The following is a 17,036-nucleotide window of genomic DNA, read 5'->3' as shown; positions in this document are numbered from 1 at the left end:
GCCTTGAGAACTGTCGTCTGATCTCAGGTGTGCCTTGCTTGCAGGGCCCGCCCGAGAAGCGATGCGGCAACAGCCGCCAGCAACAATGCCGCGCCGGGGAACAACGCCAGCCAAGGTGCGGCGGTCAGGTAATTCCGGCTCTCCTGCAGGCTCGCGCCCCAGTCCGGCGTCGGAGGGGGCACCCCTAGGCCGAGGAACCCGAGCGCGGCCTGGATCTGCAGGGCCAGCGGGAAGAGGATCACGCACTGTAGCGCCACGACCGGCGCCACATTGCGGAGCACGTGGCGCAGGAGGATGGCCGCCTCCCCGTAGCCGAGGGCGCGCGCGGCCTCGACATAGGCCCGGTTGCTCTCCATCAGGGCTGCCGCGCGCGCAACACGGTAGAAGACCGGCACGTAGATGATAGCTAGCGCCAGCACGAGATTACCGGCCCCGCTGCCCAGCGTGCTCGCGAGAATGACGCCGAGAATGATCGGCGGAAAGGCTAGCAGCGCGTCGGCCATGCGGGAGAGCGCCAGGTCGGCCCATCTGCCGGCGAAGCCAGCCAACACGCCCAGGCCTCCGCCAATGAGCCCTGCGAGCCCGATCGCGACGCCGACGATGCCGAGCGTGGTACCCGCGCCGTGGATGACGCGCGCATAGACGTCGCGCCCCGTTTCGTCCGTCCCGAACCAGAACTCCGCCGAGGGCGCCTCCAGGCGCCGCGCGACGGAGACGGCGTCGGACGGGCCGGCGAAGAGGGCCGGCGCGAGGCTGATCAGGAGGAAGAGCGCGCAGAGGGCCAGCCCGATGGCCAGCTCGATCCGGACGCGCCGCATCACGCGCCCCTCACCCGGGGATCGATGAGGGCGTAGGTCAGGTCGATCACCAGATTGACCAGGAGCGCGACGACGACCGTGAGCAGGAGCGCGCCCTGCAGGACCGGGTAGTCGCGGCCCTGGATCGCGGCCAGCAGGGTGCGCCCGAGCCCGGGAATGCCGAACAGCGTCTCCACCACCACCACGCCGCCGAGGATCTGAACGAGAATGAGCCCGGCATAGGTGACGAGAGGAATGGCGATGTTGCGCAGCAGGTGCCGGCCGTAAACCACCCGCGCCGGCAGCCCCCGCGCCCGCGCGGCCCGGACGAAGTCCTGGCGCATCAGCGCCGCGCTCTGCTGCCGCGTGAACTGCGCGTAGGCGGCCGCCTGCAAGAACCCGAGCGCCAGGACCGGCAACGCGATCCCCTCGAGGTTATCCGCAAGCGAGACGCTGGGCGGCGTGTAGATGAGCGGCGGAGACCAGCCGAGCCAGGAATCCGCGAGGATCAGGAGGACCATGCCGGTCCAGAAGACCGGCGCGGAGAGGCCGAGGAGCGTGAAGCCCTCCACCATCATGTCGGCCACCCCACCCGGCCGCACCCCGGCGGCGAGCCCGAGCGGCACGCCGACGAGGATCGAGACGAGCAGCGTTGCCAGCCCGATCTCCAGCGTCACCAGGAAGGCGTCCAGCACGATGCCGAGCACGGGCAGGCCCTGCCGCATGGAGGTGCCGAGATCGCCCCGCAGCACGTCTCCCGCCCAGGTCAGGTACTGCGTGACCAGCGGGCGATCCAGGCCGAAGAAAGCGCGCAACGCCGCCTCCGAGGCCGGGTCGCCGGCGCTCTGCCCCAGCATCTCGCCGATGATGTCGCCCGGCACGGCGCGGATCACGAGGAAGACCACCCCCGTGGCCAGCACGAGCGTGACCAGCGCGGCTCCGAGCCGACGCAGCAGGGCCTCGATCATCGGCAGTGCGCCCTCACGCCGCGATCCAGGCCTTGGCGAGGCCGAACCACCAGCCCGTGGGATGCTGCGCGTAGTTCCGCACGCGCTGCTGCGCGACGCTCACCAGGTCGGGCGAGAAGAGCATCACCGTCGGCACGCTCGCGTCCACGACCTTCTGGAACTCCACATAGATCTCCTTCCGCCTCGCGGGATCGGCGGTCGCCATTCCCGCATCGAGGAGGCGGTCGCCCTCGGCGTTGTTCCAGTTGCGGAAGTCGGCGCCCCGCGGCTGGCTGTGGAAGTGGCGGTAGTAGAGGATATGCGGGTCGGGCTGCGTGCCCCAGTCGTTGAAGGTGAAGCGCATGTTCCGCGAGCGGTAGGCGTTCAGCCACACGCCGAGCTCCACGCGCTGGATGTTGAGGCGGATCCCCAGCGGCGCCAGCTGCTGCGCGAGGGTAACCCCGGCCGGGTCCATCCACTCAAAGCCGATGATGCTGATCAGGTCCATGGTGAAGCCGTCCGGCAGCCCGGCCTCGGCCAGGAGGGCCTTCGCGCGGGCCATGTCCGGCTTCTGGTTCGGCAGCGCGCTGATGGGAGCCCCCCAGCTCTCCTGCATGGCCGCGGGGATGGTGCCGAGCACCTTGCCCTTGCCGCTGATGGAAGCCTGCATCACCGCGTCCTTATCCACGGCGAGCGCGATGGCCTGCCGCACGCGTGGGTCCTTCAGCTGCGCGTGGTTGCCGTCCAGGTCCAGCGAGCACTGGCGCAGGGAGGAGGCGGAGGTGATGTTCAGGCCGGCCTGCCCCTGCAGCTGTTCCGCATCCTGCGGGCGGGCCAGCAGCGCGAGATCGACGCGCCGGCTGCGCAGCGCCACCAGCACGCTCGCCGCGTTGGGCTGCACGCTGAACAGGACGCCGTCCAGATAGGGCTGCCCCTGCCGCCAGTAGTTCGGGAAGCGCGCCATGCGGATGTGGCTCTGCGGCCGGAACTCCTGCAGCATGAACGGGCCGGTGCCCACCGATTGCTGGGACAGCCGCGCCCGCGCCTGAGGCGTGGCGAATGTGTCCACCGGCACCACGCCGCCGAAGCGGTTCGTCAGCGTCATCGGCAGGGACGCATTCGGCTCGGAGAGGCGGACCACCACCGTATGGTCGTCTGGCGCCCCGATCTCCGCGATCGTGCCGAAATCCAGCGCGCCCGGGCTGCCGTTCGCGGGGTTGCGAACGTAGTCGTAGCTGTACTTCACGTCGGCCGAGGTCATCGTGCGGCCGGTGTGGAAGCGCACGCCGCGGCGCAGCGTGAAGGTGTAGGTCAGGCCGTCGTCGGAAACGGCCATGGATTCCGCCAGCAAGGGCTTCGCGACCCCCGAGGCGTCCTCGAACATCAGCCCCTGGTACATCAGGACGGTGATCGCCGTGCGCGCGTCGCCGGCCTGGTGGAAGGGGTCCAGGTTCGGCGGCTCGTTGGCGATGGCCACGGTGAGGGTGCCGCCCCGCCGCGCCTGCGGGTCGTCCGGCCCGTAGACCGCCTCCGCGCCTCCATCCTGCCCGCGGGCGGGCAGGGCAAGCCCGCCCCCCAGCAGCCCCGCCCCGGCCAGGAGGGCGGTACGGCGGTCAATCGTCAAGCGAGGTGTCGAGAGCGGCATGGAAAGGATCCTCCGGTCGGTGGCGTGCGTAGGGGACGGTGCTCTCCGTTGTTCTCAGTCGTGCAGGGCGAAGACGAACTCGATCTCCACCGGCACGTTCCGCGGCAGCATGGCCACGCCCACGGCGCTGCGGGCGTGCCGCCCTGCCTCGCCGAAGACCTGTCCCATGATGCCGGAAGCGGCATCGACGACTCGCGGCTGGTCCACGAAGCCGGGAGCGGAGGCGACGAAGCCCGTCAGCTTCACCACGCGCGCCACCGCGTCCAGCGATCCCGTCACGGAGCGCAGCGCCGCCAGGCCCTGCAGCGCGCAGAGCGCGGCCGCCCGCCGGCCGGCCTCCAGCTCCACCTCCTCCCCCAGGCGGCCCAGCACGGGCAGGGCGCCCTCCGCGTCGCGCGGCAGTTGCCCGCTGACCCAGACCAGCCCGCGGTCGATCACGGCCGGGACATAGTCGAAGGCCGGCTTCGGCAAGGGCGGCAGGGTGATCCCCAGCTCGGCCAGTCTCGCCTCGTGCATCAGGCAGCCTCCTCGATGAGTTCCGCGAGAGATTCGGACAGGATGGCGTCCAGGTCCCGCGCCGCGCCCCAGCCCAGGGCGCGCAGGGCAGCGTCGTCCACCAGCGGCAGGTCGGGTTCCCCGGGCTCCTCGCGCGCGGCGATCAGGCCCAGCCCGGCCAGACGGTCCAGCACGGCCGCGATGCCGGCATGGGTCACGGTGAGCCCGGCCATGTTCAGCCGGCGCGGCGGCGCCTCGTGGCGGGCCAGCAGCAGCAGCGCGGCCGCCGCGTCGTCGCCGTGCACCGCATCGAAGGGCGTGGAAGGCACCGCCAGCTCCAGCGGCTCGCGCGACGCCGCCGCCCGCAGCATGCGCGCGTAGAGCGTGGCCGCGCCCGCGTACCAGCGCCCCGGGCCGAGCACGAGCGGCAGGCGCAGCGTGGTGACGGTGAGCCCGAGCGCCTCCGCGCCCCAGTCCGCCGCCTGCTCCGCCATCAGCTTGGAAAGGCCGTATGCGCTGCGCGGGGCGGGCTGCGCCGCCTCGTCCACCCGCCCAGGGGCGTAGAGCGAGGGCGGGCCGTAGACCACGGTGGAGCCGCACCCCACCACGCGCCGGACCCCGGCCATCGCGCAGGCGGCCAGCGCCGCGGCGAAGCCACCGGCGTTGACGGCGATTCCGCCCGCCGGATCCTCGATGGCGGCACGCGCCAGTCCGTCGCCGGCGGGATTGTGCCCGGCGGCCCAGACCAGCGCTGCCGGCCGGAAGTCCCGCAGCGCGTCCAGCAACTGACCCGGCGTTTCCGCGCGGCCGTGATACCGCGCGACGCCGTCGCCGCGATCCACGTCGCCCGGCCCGAAGGAGGCGACCTCCACGCCGGCCGCCATCGCCTGGCGCAGCAATCGCCCGCCCACGAAGCCCGCCCCACCGGCGACAAGGAGGCGCCCGGCCTTCATGGCACCGCCTCCAGCACGTCGTCGCGGATACAGGCGGCCAGCCGGCCCGGCTGGATCTCGCGCAGCGCGGGCACGGTTTCCGCGCAGGCGGGAAGCGCGTGCGGGCAGCGCGTGCGGAACACGCAGCCGGATGGCGGATTTGCGGGGCTCGGGATCTCCCCGCCCAGGACGATCCGCGGCCCCCTCGCCTCGCCGGGCCGGCCGGGCGAGGCGGAGAGCAGCGCGCGCGTGTAGGGATGGGCAGGCGCGCGGAGCACCCCTTCCGCGCTCCCCTCTTCCATCACCCGCCCGAGATAGAGCACGGCGACACGGTCACAGAGGCTCCGCACCGCGTGCAGGTCGTGCGAGACGAAGAGGAGGGCGAGGCCGCGCTCCTCCCGCAACTCCCGCAGCAGCGCCAGGATCTCCGCGCCGACGGAGACGTCCAGGGCCGAGACGGGCTCGTCCGCGACCACGAAGTCCGGTTCCACGGCGAGCGCCCGCGCGATGGCGACGCGCTGCCGCTGCCCGCCCGAGAGCGCGTCCGGGCGCCGGTCGTAGAGACCCGGCGGCAGGCCGACCCGGCGCAGCAGCGCCGCCGACCGCTCCCGCGCCTCCCGCCCCCGGGCGAGCCCGTGCAGCGCCATGCCCTCCGCCACTGCCGCGCCGATCCCCATGCGCGGGTTGAGGCTGCCGAAGGGGTCTTGGAAGACCATCTGCATCCGCCGCCGCAGCGGCCGCATCGCGGGGCGCGACAGGGCGGTGATGTCCCGCCCGCCGAAGGTCACGCGGCCGGCGGTGGGCTGCGCCAGGCGAAGCAGCAGGCGGCCGAGGGTGGACTTGCCGCTGCCGCTCTCCCCCACCAGGCCCAGGGCCTCGCCGCTGCGGATCGCGATGTCCACGCCGGCCACGGCGCGCACGGGCCGGCGGCGCGGCGCCAGCAGCGTCGGCCCACCGAACTCCATCACCAGCCCCTGCCCCTCCGCGATCGGCGCGCTCATGCCAGCGCCTCCCAGCGGATGCAGCGGCTGCGCCGGCCGGGCGCGACGTCGAGGAGCGGAATCGGTCCCTCGCGGCAGGCCTCCACCGCCAGGGCGCAGCGATCCGCGAAGCGGCAGTGCGGGGGCGGTGCCAGCGGGTTCGGCATCGTTCCGGGAATACCGCGCGGCGGCGGGCCCTCCTGCGCGGGAATGCAGTCCAGCAGCGCGCGGGTATAGGGATGGCGCGGCGCGGAGAGCACCTCCGCCGCGCCCCCCTCCTCCACCACCTGGCCGGCGTAGAGCACGCAGAGGCGCTGCGCGACCTCCGCCACCAGGCCGAGATCGTGGCTGACGAAGATCATCGCCATTCCGCGCTCCCGCTGCACGTCGCGCAGCAGCTCCACGATCTGCGCCTGGATGGTGACGTCGAGTGCGGTGGTCGGCTCGTCCGCGATCAGCAGGCGTGGCTCGCCGGCCAGCGCGAGGGCGATGACAGCGCGCTGGCGCATGCCGCCCGAGAGCTGGTGCGGGTACTCGCCGGCCCGGCGCGCGGGATCGGGAATGCCGACAAGGCGCAGCAGTTCCACGGCCCGCGCAGCCGCCTCTCTTCCGCCGAGGCCGAGCAGGTGGCGCAGCGTCTCCGCGATCTGGTCGCCGATGGTGAAGAGCGGGTCGAGAGCGCTGCCAGGGTCCTGGAAGACCACGGCGATCTCCCGGCCGCGCACGCGGCGCAAGGCCTCGCCGCGCAGGGTGAGGAGGTCGACCGGCTCGCCGCCCCGCCCGCGCCAGCGCAGTTCCCCCGCCGCGCGCGTGCCCGCCTCACCGGCCTTCATCCGCGCCACCGCCATGGCCGTCACGGACTTGCCACTTCCGCTCTCCCCCACCAGGGCGAGGGTCTCGCCCTCCTCCAGCGCGAAGGAGATGTCGGCGACTGCCGTCACCCAGCCCTGCGCGCCGAGGAAGCCGACGGAGAGGCCATCCGCCGCCAGCAGCGGAGAAGAGGCGGGCGAGGCGCTCACCGGGGCCGGAAGCGCTCGAGCGCGGCGCGGTCCGGCTCCACGCCGAGGCCCGGGGCGGAGGGCACGGCGATGGCGCCGCCATAAGGCAGCAGCGGCTCGCGGAACAGTTCGTCGCGCAGCGGGTTCTCGGCCACGTCGTACTCGATCCAGGGCGGGTCCACCTCGCTCTCCGCCACGCCGGGATAGGCGGGCTGCGCCGCCACCAGCTGCACGGCCGCGGCCAGCCCCAGCCCGGTGCCCCAGACATGCGGGGAGAGGCGCGCGTGCCGCAGCGTGCAGAGCTGCCCGATCAGCCGCCCCTGGGAGAGGCCGCCGCAGAGGGCGAGGTCGGGCTGGGCGATATCGATGGCACGCGGAGCGAGCAGGCGATCGAAGGCGAAGGCGGTGTAGAGCGCCTCACCGGTGGCGACGGGGATCTCCCGCCGCGCGTAGAGCGCCCGGAAGCCCTCCTCGTCCAGGGGACCCAGCGGCTCCTCGTACCACTCGATGCCGAAGGGCGCGATGGCGCGCATGCTGGCCTGCACCTGGTCCAGCCCGTAATTGCCGTTCGCGTCCACCGCGATCCGCATGGAGTCGCCCAGCGTCTCCCGCGCCAGGCGCACGCGCGCCACGTCGTCCGCCACGCCCCGCCCGATCTTGATCTTGCAGCAGGCGAAGTCGCGGAACCGCGGCAGCTGCGCGGCCAGCCCCTGCGCTGGATCCGCCGTGAAGTAACCGCCCGAGCCGTAGACCTGCACCGTATCCCGCGCGCGGCCGCCGATCAGCGCGTGGGCGGGCAGGCCGTGCTCCTTCCCCAGCGCGTCGTGCACGGCCATGTCGAGGCCGGAGAGCAGCGCCATTAGCCCGTTCTGAAGGCCGAAGTGGTAGTTCCGCGCGAGGACGCGGTGGAACAGCGCGCCGTGGTCGGACAGCCTCGCGCCGCGCCAGTCCGCCTCCACGAAGCCGAGATAGGGGGCGCAGAAGCCGGGCGGTCCCCAGGCCTCGCCGAAGCCGCTGGTGCCGGTGTTGGTCTCGATCTCCACGATCGTCGCGCCGCGCGCGGAGACGAGGCCGCGCGCCATGCCATAGGCGTTCTCCTCGCCCATCACGTGCAGCACGGGGTGCAGCACGATGCGGGCGATGCGTGCCATGGTGTCGGGCGATGTCATGTCGGGGGGTGTCATGGTGCCAGCCGCTCCCTGGAGCCTTCGAGGTGCTCGGCCATTGCCGCCCGGGCGCCCGCGGCGTCGTGCCGCACCATCGCGTCCAGGATGGCCTCGTGTTCCCGCGCCGTGTTCTCGGCCCCCTGCTGGTCGGCCATGTAGAGGCGCGAGGCGTGGACCTGGGAGTTCAGCGCCGCCAGTGCCTGGCGCGCGGGGCGGTTGCCGGAGGCCTTGGCGATGAGGTCGTGGAAGGCCTCGTCCGCCGCGGCGTGGGTGCGGTGGGTCTGCCAGGGGCCGCGCCGCACATGGGCCCCCATGTCCGCAAGGCAGGCGCGCAGCAGCCCGGCCTCGCCCTCCGTCAGGCGCAGCGCGGCCTGGGCCGTGAGCCAGGGCTCGATGTGCAGGCGCGTGTCGTAGAGGTCTCGCAGGAAGTCGGCATCGGGAAGAGGCGCCACGCTGAATCCGACAAAGGGTTCGACGGTCACCAGCCCCCGCGCGACCAGGGCGGCCAGCGCCTCCCTCAGGGGCGTGGTGGAGACCGCCATCTCCCGAGCCAGGGCATCGACGTTCAGCCGCGCCCCGGGCTCCAGGTCGCGGTCCATGATCCGGGCCTGGAGCCGTGCCCGGACCTGCTCACCCAGACCGACGCGCTGAACCGTGCTTGTATCTTGCATCCTATAGGATATGGGATGGGAGGGGCGCTTCCCTGTCAAGCGCCATTCGATGAGGGATCCGCTGATGCTGGCGAACGCGACCAAGCCCTGGGCCACGCTCACTCCCGAGGAGCACGAGTTCCACTACAACCCGCAGCGCGCCTTCCCGGACTTCGCGACGCACCGGGAACGCCGGGCACCGCTGAACGAGGCAGCCCTCACCGATGCGCGCCGCATCGCGGACCTCGCTTATGGCGAGCACCCACGCCGCCGCCTGGACATCTACCCCGCCGACCGGCCGGGGGCGCCGATCCATGTCTTCTTTCACGGAGGGTACTGGCGGGCGAACGACAAGGACGGCTTCGGCTTCGTCGCCGCGGCCCTGGTGCGGCGCGGCTTCACCGCCGTGATCCCGAGCTACGAGCTGTGCCCCGGCTCCACGCTGGACGGCACGGTGGATTCCGCCCTGGCCGCGATCGGGTGGGTGGCGCGCAATGGGGCCCCCTACGGCGATCCCTCCTCAATCACTCTCTCCGGCCATTCCGCCGGCGCACATCTCTGCGCGGCCGCCCTGGCCACCGACTGGGCTGCGCGCGGGCTGGATCCCTCTTTCCTGCGGGCCGCGACGATGATCAGCGGCGTCTACGATCCTGCCCCCGCGATGCTGACCACGGTGAACGAGGCGCTGAGGCTGACGCCGGAGATCTCGGCACGCCTCGACTACGAGCGGGCCGTGCCGCTCTCACGGGCGCGGGTCCACCTCTTCGTCGGCGGGCGGGAGCCCTGGCACTGGATCGACCAGACCTTCCGGTACTCGCACCAGCTTCGCCGGCACGGCGGGGACCCCGAGGTGCACGTGCTGCCCGGCCACGATCACTTCGACATCCTGGATCAGTACACCGCCGAGCATAGCCCCGTCCTGGAAGCCATCTCGCGGCAGAGATGACACCCGAGGCTCCCGCCCGTTCACGGCAGGCGGGGCAGTCCCATGCTCATGGCGGCCGCCCCTGCCCCGGCTCTCGCCTCCGCTTCAGGCCGCGGGCCGGAGAAACAGGCGAAGATCCAGCGCCGGGTACAGGGCATTTTGGCAGTGGTCAGCTAGGCTCCACAGGACGCTGCTGTCCATGCAGCTCAAATAGTGCGCTGGCATGGGCGCGATGATATCGCGTAAATCCCCCTCGCGGCTCAGCCGACCACCGATGATCCGATCAGCTTGCCGAGCGTGATCGGCAACTCGCGCACCCGCTTCCCGATCGCATTGAACACGGCATTGGTCACGGCCGCCCCGACGCTGGTGATGCCGATCTCCCCGATGCCATGCGCGCCGAGCAGGGAGCGCGGATCGGGGATGCCGGTCCACATCACATCGGTCTCCAGGACATCCATGTGCACGGGGAGGTGATGGTCGGCGGCACCTCCCGGTGTTCGCGTCACGATCGCCGGGTGCTCGCCGCTCGCTTGCTGGGATCGGAAGCCACGGTTCGAGACAGCCGCGGGGCGTACAGCCTGAGCGCCTCCACCAGTGCTTCGGCTGCCGGTGAGAGGGACCGGCCGGCACGCCGGATCACGACGACCTCCCGGACGAGGTCCGGTGCCAGAGGGCGCCTCTCCAACTCGGGAGCGATCGCCAGTTCGCTCACGCTGGACGGTAGCAGGGCAACGCCCAGCCCCGCACGGGCCATGTTGATGAGGGTCGCCGCGTGCACCGCGCGCTGGCGCGCCGAGAGGGCCAGCCCCCCCGTCGCGAAGGCGGCCGCGAGTAGGGCATCGACCGAGGTGTCAGTCTCCATGAGCAGCAGCGGCTCGGCGGCCAGTCGCTCCACGGTAACGGCGCCCCTGGCGAGAGGGTGACCCTTCGGCATCACGGCAAGGATGCGGTCCCGGAAGATGGGCTCCGCCTCCAGGTCGGTCCCGTCTTCGGGCCGGGTGGCGATGCCGACCTCGACGAGGTCGCCGCGAACCATCGCATGAACACGCCCCGTCACCGCTTCCCGAAGGCGCACCTGAAGTGCCGGATGCCGCTCCTCCAACCGGGCGACGGCCTGCGGCAGCAGCCCCGAGGCGACGGACGGGATGGCCGCCAACCGCACAAGCCCGGCGCGACGCGCGGCGGTGCCCCGCGCCTCATCCAGCACCTGGTCGATGTCGCGCAGGAGCGGCTCCAGCGCGCGCGCCAGCTCCTTCCCCGCAGCCGTCGGCTCCACGCCGCGGGGCAGCCGGTCGAGCAGGCGCAGGCCGAGCGCCTTCTCCAGCCGTCGCACCTGCACCGTCAGCGCGGGCTGGGTGCGATGGAGCAGCGCGGCCGCCTGGCTGAACGAGCGGTGCCGCGCGACGGCGACGAAGGCGTGCAGGCTCTTCAGGCTGATATCCATATCGTTGTCTTATAGGTGGCCGACAATTTTTCAATTGTCCTATAGCACGCCTGGCAGCAACGCTCCCCCAGGTCATGCGGCAGGGCCGAGAACGGCCCGCCTCTCGGGAGGAGGTCTCCATGCATCATCAGCGGCGTCCGCCGGCGCTCCGGCGCCGGGAGTGGCTGGCGGGAAGCCTGGTAGCCCTTGCCGCGCATGGCCGGGCGCGCGGCGCATCGCCGGACGAGCGGTGGAGGCCGTCGCGCCCCATCACCCTCGTCGTTCCCTTTGCCGGCGGCTCCGCCACCGATGCCGTTGCCCGCCTCCTGGCCCAGATCATCACCGCGAGCTTCAACGGGCTTCCGGTGGTGGTCGACAACCGCGCCGGCGCGAACGGGGTGATCGGAGCGGGGCTCGTGGCCCGTGCGGAGCCGGACGGGCACACGCTGCTCGTGACAACCAACACCACCCACTCCGCGAACCCGGCCCTGCTGCGCCATATCGACTACGACCCAGTCGCGGATTTCGCCCCGGTGGCGCGGGTCGGCGACGTCCCGTTCATGCTGACTGTGGGCCGGAACTCGCCGTACCAGTCAGCTCGGGCGTTGCTGGACGCGGCGCGCGCCCGGCCAGGGCGCATGTCTTATGCGAGCGGCAACAGCACCGGCATCGTCGCGGGCGCCACCATGGCGCGCCGCGCCGGGGCGGAGATGCTGCACGTTCCCTACCGATCCACGCCGCCGGCGATGACCGACGTGATCGCGGGGCGGGTGGACTGCATGTTCGTCGACATCGCCGCGGGGATCGGCAACGTGCGGGGCGGCCAACTCCGCGCCCTCGCCCTCAGCACCGCCAGCCCCTCGCCATTGCTGCCCGACGTGCCACCGCTGGCCGAAGCCACCGGGCTGCCGGGCTTCGACCTGATCTCCTGGAGCGGCGTCTTCGCGCCGGCACGGACCCCTGCCCCGGCCATCGCCGCGCTCAACGCGGCGATCCGGCACTCAATCGAGACGCCGGAGGCGCGCGCCCGCTTCGCGGAGATTGGCTACGCCGTCCTGTCCGGCACACCCGATGAGCTCGGCCACTTCGTGCGCCGGCAGATCGAGGTGTGGCGCGAGCTGGTCGAGGCGGCCGGGATCGAGAAGGAATGAACGGCTCGGCATTCCCTCCGCCCGGCGGCCTGGAGGAGGCGCTGAGTGGCGTCACCGTGCTCGACTTCGGGCAGCTCGTGGCGGGCCCCGTCTGCGGCATGTACCTCGCCGACATGGGCGCGACGGTAATCAAGGTGGAGCCGCCCGAGGGCGAGCTGGGCCGGCAGCTCGGCCCGCCCTGGCAGAACGGGGAGAGCATCGCAGCGCTCTCCTCGAACCGGAACAAGCTCGGCCTCTCCATCGATCTCAAGCGGCCCGGCGCGGAGGCGGTGATCGGCCGGCTCGCTGCGGGCAGCGACGTGGTGCTGGAGAACTTTCGGCCGGGCGTGGCGGACCGGCTCGGCATCGGCTTCGAGGCGCTGAGCCGGTGGAGGCCTGGCTTGATCCACTGCGCGATCTCAGCCTTCGGCCAGGAGGGGCCCTGGCGGGAGAGGCCCGGGGTGGACGGCATCATGCAGGCCGCCACGGGGCTGATGAGCGGCATTGCCGGCCCGGGCGGGGAGCCGGGCAAGGCGCCGCTCCCGCTCGCGGATATGGCGGGCGCCCTGTTCGCCACCATCGCCGTTCTCGGAGCCCTGCGGCGGCGCGACAGCCAGGGCGTGGGGGCGCGGTTGGACGTGAATCTCCACAGCTCGATGCTGATGCTGCAGCAGATGGGCCTTGCAGCCTTCCTGAGCTCCGGCGACTGTCCCGCCCCGGCCGGAAGTGCGGCACCCTATGCCGCCCCAAACGAGGCCTTTCCGGCCGCCGACGGCTGGATCATGGTCGCCGCCTACCAGCCCGGGCGCTGGGTCCGGCTCTGCGAGGCACTTGGGCGCCCGGACCTGCTGGACGATCCGCGTTTCCGCACGAACGCGGAGCGGGTGAAGAACCGGCAGGCACTGAGGGACGTCCTGTTCCCGGTGTTCCGGACCCGGACGGCGACCGAGTGGGAGGCGCTGCTCGCGGGCGCGGACATCCTCGCCGCGCCGGTCGCCGACTTCGAGGCGGTGACGGCTTCCGGCCCCTACAGGGCCAGCGGGATCGAGGTCGGCTTCGACCACCCCGTCGCGGGCCGCGTCCGGATGCCCGGTTTCGCTGTGGGAGCACCATCCCCCGCCCCGCCCCGCCGGCCGCCCCCGCGATGCGGCGAGCACTCGCGCGAGGTCCTGCGGCGCTTCGGCTTTGGTGAGAGCGAGATCGAAGCCCTGATCGCCGAGAAGATTATTCTGGAGCCCGTACCCGCATGAGCGAGCCCTTCCTGAGAGAGGAGCGGCGCGGCGCCGTGACCCTCCTGACCATGGATGGCCCAGAGGACCGGAACGCCCTGTCCTCCGCCGGGCAATGCAGCGAATTCGTGGATGCCTGCCGCCGCATCAATGCGGACCGGGAGGTGAAGGCCGTGATCCTGACGGGACGTGACCCGGCCTTCTGCTCGGGCGGCAACATCAAGCACATGCGCTCACTCGAGGGTTTCATGGCCGGGCCAGTCGAAGACGTGGCGGAAGGCTACCGCGCAACGCTGCAGCAGATGGCCCGGGCGCTGCACGGGCTGGAGGTGCCGCTGATCGCGGCCGTGAACGGGCCGGCGATCGGCGCGGGGCTGGACATCGCCTGCATGTGCGACATCCGCATCGCTTCCGATAGTGCGCGGTTCGCGGAAGCTTTCGTGCGGCTCGGGCTAATTTCCGGCATCGGCGGCGCCTGGTTCCTCCCGCGTGCTGTCGGCGCGTCGCGCGCCGCGGAGCTGAGTTTCACGGCGCGGGTCTTCGACGCCGATGAGGCGCTGAAGTACGGGCTGGTCTCGGAAGTCCTTCCTGCCGACGAGCTGATGCCTCGGGCGATCTCCCTGGCCGAGGAGATCGCCCAGCACCCCGCGACCGCCTTGCGCTTCTGCAAGCGCCTCCTGAGAATGGCCGAAATGGCCGATCTCGGCAGCACCCTGGACGCGACCGCGGCCCTGCAGGCCGTCGCGCACCAGACGCATGAGCACCACGCCGCAGTGGAGCGCTTTCTGCAGGCCAGGTCCCGCTAGGATCGCCCCCCAAGCGAGTCCCGCCTGCGGCATCATCGTCACCCAGGACCGCTGCGTTCCCGACCAGCGTGTCGTGGGTTGAGGCCGCGCTTCGTCGTCACCGTCCGGCCGAGTTCGACGCTGACCGGCTCGCCCGGAGCGCGGGATCTGCGCGGCGGCTGGATGCTGCTCCTCTGATCGACCAGACTCGCGCGCCGGCTACTCAAGAGCCGATACTCTGCGCATCGATATAAGTCTCGGGCATGAGAACCCGGACCTCATGCAAGGGCGTGCCAGTATCAGCAGCAGAGGACCCACATCACTGGCCCTGTTCTCGGATGTAGGCGTGCTTCATGCGCCGACCCGCATCCGAGTTGGCTGGTATCTGGACGCCCCGAACAACTTGCACCAGCGGGGAAAGAGCAGCTTATTCGTCTGGTGCTCCATGTTCCCGCTTCCTTCGCCCGCCGATTCAGCTGGTCGGCAGGAAGCGCCAGGCGGCGCGTTCCCGCTCGTCGAGCTTCTCGATGAGGCCCAGCTCCCAGGCCAGGTACTGGCGCGCGGCCACCTTGTTGCCGCTGTGCCGGTCGTGGACGAAGAACAGGAAGTCGATGGCCTGGGAATCCGCCGGCTGCTGCGGCGTCGCCTCCACCGCGAGGCCCGCGGCGCGCCACGCGGCGGGATCGCCCTTGTGCCAGTGGGTCGCGACGATCCCGCGCTCCGCAAGGTCCAGCGCGGCCAGCCGCGCTACGCCCTCCTCCGCCGCGATCAGCACGAGCGCCCCGGCGGGGGCCGGCACCCCGTCCAGCCGCGGGCGGATCGCCCAGCGCGCCCCTGCGATGTGGCCGGCGCGGAAAGTCATGGAGGGCCGCAGGTCAAGCAGCGCAGCTCCGGCCGCAACCAGGCCCGGCAGCCCCGCCACGTCGAGGGCGACGAGATCGGGCAGGGCCGGCACGGCTGCTGGGGACGGGGCGGGCAGCGACGCGCCGAGCCCCTCGGCCAGCACGAAGGCTTCCCACCCCATCTGCCGCAGCCAGGCCGCCGTCATAGGGGCGCGGACGCCCTCGCCATCAAACAGAACGAGGCGGGCGCCGCGCACCCCGACATACTGGTCCGTCGCCTGCAGGAGCTGACCGCCTGGGGTGGATTGTGCTCCGGGCAGGCTGCCGGCGGCGAATTCCTCGGGCGTCCGCACGTCGCAGAGGAAGGTGTTGCGGGCCGGATCGGCGGCCCAGATAGCCAGGATCGCGGCGTCCACTACCGTCACGCCGGCGCGCTCGGCATGGGCCCCTGCCCTCTCCCGCGCCGCCGCCAAGTCCCCGGACGGGGCGGGGTAGAGGCGGTCCGCGCCGTGGTCGAGGGGAAGGTCGGCGAGGTACCAGCCCTGCGTGCCGTTCTCCAGCGCCAGCACGGGGTTGGGCACGCCGAAATGCCGCAGGGTCTGCGCGCCGATGATGCTGCGCGTGCGGCCCGCGCAGTTCACCACGATCGTCGTCTCCGGATCCGGCGCGAGGGCCGCGATGCGCAGCGGCAACTCCCCGTTCGGGCAGCAGATGCTGCCGGGGATGGTCATTTTCCGGTACTCGTCCACCGGGCGGCCATCCAGCACGACGAGCCTGTCCCCGCGCGCCTGCCGCGCGGCCAGCTCCGGCGCGGTGATGTGGGGCGTGTGATAGACGTGCTCCGCCATCTCGCCGAAGGACTTGCTGGGCACGTTCACCCCGGCGAAGAGCTCGTAGCCCGCAGCCTTCCAGGCCGCCGCGCCGCCCTCCAGCGAGTGGACCGCACCGTAGCCCAAAGCCTCCAGCCGCGCGGCCGCGCGGGCAGCCACGCCGTCGCCCTCGTCGAGGAGGACGATTCGGGTGGCCGGGCGCGGGACGAGCCGCCCGACATCCAGCTCCAGCCGGGAATAGGGCAAAGGGACGGCGTAGAAGGGGTGCGCCTCGCCGTACTGCCCGTGCTCGCGCACGTCCAGCAGCGCGATCTCCGCGCCGTCATGCAGCCACGCCTTCAGCGTGGGCGCGTCGATCAGCCGCATGTCAGCGCCCCTGGTCAGCGCCGGGTCTGCACGCCGATCGGCATGGGCCTGACCGTGTTCGCCGCCACGTCGTAGGTCACGCGCTCGTCCAGCACCTCCAGCGCGCGGCCGTAGAGGTGAAGGTGGCGGATGGGGCGGTCGCCCACGATGTCCACGGAGTGGATGTCGTCCGGCATGAGCGCGATGCCGCTGCCGGCCTTGACCACGATCAGCTCCTTCCTCTCCAGCTCGGCATGGCCGGGCCGGCTTCCATCGTCCAGCCGGTTCCAGACGGTGTTGTGCTCTTCGCCCTCCACGCCCGCGATGCAGGCCCAGGTGGTGTGGTCGTGCGGCGGGATCTTCCGGCCGGGCAGCATGGTGTTGAGATAGAGCGCATAGGTCTGGTCCGGGTCCTCCGCGATCAGGTAGCGCGCCTGCCGCGTGTCCTCGCCCGGGGAGGGGAACTCCTCGGCCGGCCAGAGCTCGGGCCGGGCGGCAAGGCCCTTCAGCACCTCCAACACCCGGCCAAGCGTCGCGCGGTCCAGCGCGCGATCCCCGATCAGCGCCCGGACCTGCCCGATCGCCTCGCCCACCGCTTCCTGGCGCTCCGCCCCGATCGACATCCCCGCTCTCCCAATTCCCGGACTTCCTGGGTTGAGCATGTCACGGGAGCCCGGACAAACGCATTTGCCAGCGAAGACACATTACGGGAGCTAATGTTGAGGTTTCAGGCAAGAGGAACGTATCTGCCGAACAGTCCAGCATCTCCCGAACGTCTCGGTATCCGCGGAACCGTCTCCCCCTTCAATCGGCGCGCCGTATCAGCCGGCCTAATCCATCTCGCGCACAGAAACCGTTTGAATGGCAGATCGTCTCGCGCCACCAATTATGGCGGGCGGGCAGATACTGCCGCG

At 71.8% G+C, this 17,036-nt stretch carries 17 protein-coding genes; 4 read left to right on the top strand and 13 right to left on the bottom strand.

Annotation, left to right across the window (positions count from 1 at the left end):
- Positions 1-23: 23 nt before the first annotated feature.
- From NRP21_RS03280 to NRP21_RS03240, 9 genes are read right to left on the bottom strand one after another with little or no spacing between them, the layout of a single operon-like run.
- Positions 24-818, bottom strand: coding sequence for an ABC transporter permease (locus NRP21_RS03280; RefSeq protein ID WP_257715095.1), 795 nt, complete (start codon positions 816-818; stop codon positions 24-26).
- Complete coding sequence (locus tag NRP21_RS03275) at positions 818-1,765, bottom strand: ABC transporter permease (RefSeq protein WP_257714747.1); 948 nt, start codon at positions 1,763-1,765, stop codon at positions 818-820. The genes NRP21_RS03280 and NRP21_RS03275 overlap by 1 nt, the downstream gene beginning before the upstream one ends.
- A gap of 13 nt (positions 1,766-1,778) precedes the next feature.
- Positions 1,779-3,389: an ABC transporter substrate-binding protein gene (locus tag NRP21_RS03270; protein WP_257714746.1), complete on the bottom strand. Its 1,611-nt coding sequence runs from the start codon at positions 3,387-3,389 to the stop codon at positions 1,779-1,781.
- A 54-nt stretch (positions 3,390-3,443) separates the two neighbouring features.
- Positions 3,444-3,905: a RidA family protein gene (locus NRP21_RS03265; protein WP_257714745.1), complete on the bottom strand. Its 462-nt coding sequence runs from the start codon at positions 3,903-3,905 to the stop codon at positions 3,444-3,446.
- Complete coding sequence (locus NRP21_RS03260) at positions 3,905-4,837, bottom strand: NAD-dependent epimerase/dehydratase family protein (protein ID WP_257714744.1); 933 nt, start codon at positions 4,835-4,837, stop codon at positions 3,905-3,907. Before NRP21_RS03260 ends, NRP21_RS03265 begins: the two co-directional genes overlap by 1 nt.
- On the bottom strand, positions 4,834-5,817 hold the full coding sequence (locus NRP21_RS03255; protein WP_257714743.1) for an ABC transporter ATP-binding protein: 984 nt from the start codon (positions 5,815-5,817) through the stop codon (positions 4,834-4,836). Before NRP21_RS03255 ends, NRP21_RS03260 begins: the two co-directional genes overlap by 4 nt.
- On the bottom strand, positions 5,814-6,815 hold the full coding sequence (locus NRP21_RS03250) for an ABC transporter ATP-binding protein (RefSeq protein WP_257714742.1): 1,002 nt from the start codon (positions 6,813-6,815) through the stop codon (positions 5,814-5,816). The genes NRP21_RS03255 and NRP21_RS03250 overlap by 4 nt, the downstream gene beginning before the upstream one ends.
- Positions 6,812-7,978, bottom strand: a complete 1,167-nt coding sequence (locus NRP21_RS03245; RefSeq protein ID WP_257714741.1) for a mandelate racemase/muconate lactonizing enzyme family protein — start codon at positions 7,976-7,978, stop codon at positions 6,812-6,814. The genes NRP21_RS03250 and NRP21_RS03245 overlap by 4 nt, the downstream gene beginning before the upstream one ends.
- Positions 7,975-8,631: a GntR family transcriptional regulator gene (locus NRP21_RS03240; RefSeq protein WP_257714740.1), complete on the bottom strand. Its 657-nt coding sequence runs from the start codon at positions 8,629-8,631 to the stop codon at positions 7,975-7,977. The genes NRP21_RS03245 and NRP21_RS03240 overlap by 4 nt, the downstream gene beginning before the upstream one ends.
- Positions 8,632-8,695: 64 nt before the next feature.
- Here NRP21_RS03240 and NRP21_RS03235 point away from each other — a divergent pair, with 64 nt between their 5' ends.
- Positions 8,696-9,556, top strand: a complete 861-nt coding sequence (locus NRP21_RS03235; RefSeq protein WP_257714739.1) for an alpha/beta hydrolase — start codon at positions 8,696-8,698, stop codon at positions 9,554-9,556.
- A 239-nt stretch (positions 9,557-9,795) separates the two neighbouring features.
- On the opposite strand, the gene NRP21_RS03230 is transcribed toward NRP21_RS03235, so the two are convergent.
- Positions 9,796-9,972, bottom strand: a complete 177-nt coding sequence (locus tag NRP21_RS03230; protein WP_257714738.1) for a hypothetical protein — start codon at positions 9,970-9,972, stop codon at positions 9,796-9,798.
- A 68-nt stretch (positions 9,973-10,040) separates the two neighbouring features.
- Entirely contained in the window at positions 10,041-10,982 is a 942-nt protein-coding gene (locus NRP21_RS03225; protein ID WP_257714737.1) for a LysR family transcriptional regulator, read from the bottom strand.
- A gap of 119 nt (positions 10,983-11,101) precedes the next feature.
- Here NRP21_RS03225 and NRP21_RS03220 point away from each other — a divergent pair, with 119 nt between their 5' ends.
- From NRP21_RS03220 to NRP21_RS03210, 3 genes are read left to right on the top strand one after another with little or no spacing between them, the layout of a single operon-like run.
- Positions 11,102-12,112, top strand: a complete 1,011-nt coding sequence (locus tag NRP21_RS03220; protein WP_257714736.1) for a Bug family tripartite tricarboxylate transporter substrate binding protein — start codon at positions 11,102-11,104, stop codon at positions 12,110-12,112.
- Positions 12,109-13,341 carry a CaiB/BaiF CoA transferase family protein gene (locus NRP21_RS03215; protein WP_257714735.1) on the top strand — a complete coding sequence of 411 codons (1,233 nt, stop codon included), beginning with the start codon at positions 12,109-12,111 and terminating at the stop codon, positions 13,339-13,341. The genes NRP21_RS03220 and NRP21_RS03215 overlap by 4 nt, the downstream gene beginning before the upstream one ends.
- Positions 13,338-14,126 carry an enoyl-CoA hydratase-related protein gene (locus NRP21_RS03210; RefSeq protein WP_257714734.1) on the top strand — a complete coding sequence of 263 codons (789 nt, stop codon included), beginning with the start codon at positions 13,338-13,340 and terminating at the stop codon, positions 14,124-14,126. Before NRP21_RS03215 ends, NRP21_RS03210 begins: the two co-directional genes overlap by 4 nt.
- 451 nt (positions 14,127-14,577) lie before the next feature.
- Here NRP21_RS03210 and NRP21_RS03205 read toward each other — a convergent pair whose 3' ends face one another.
- Both NRP21_RS03205 and NRP21_RS03200 read right to left on the bottom strand, forming a co-directional pair.
- On the bottom strand, positions 14,578-16,143 hold the full coding sequence (locus NRP21_RS03205; protein WP_257714733.1) for a rhodanese-like domain-containing protein: 1,566 nt from the start codon (positions 16,141-16,143) through the stop codon (positions 14,578-14,580).
- 14 nt (positions 16,144-16,157) lie between these two features.
- A complete protein-coding gene (locus NRP21_RS03200; protein ID WP_257714732.1) occupies positions 16,158-16,745 on the bottom strand; it encodes a cysteine dioxygenase family protein in 588 nt (195 codons plus the stop codon).
- Positions 16,746-17,036: the final 291 nt, after the last annotated feature.

Origin of the sequence: Roseomonas populi, assembly GCF_024594815.1 — a bacterium.
In the GTDB taxonomy this organism is placed as follows: domain Bacteria; phylum Pseudomonadota; class Alphaproteobacteria; order Acetobacterales; family Acetobacteraceae; genus Roseomonas; species Roseomonas populi.
Note: the sequence above shows the minus strand (reverse complement) of the source record. Positions and strands in the feature narration are given on the sequence as shown.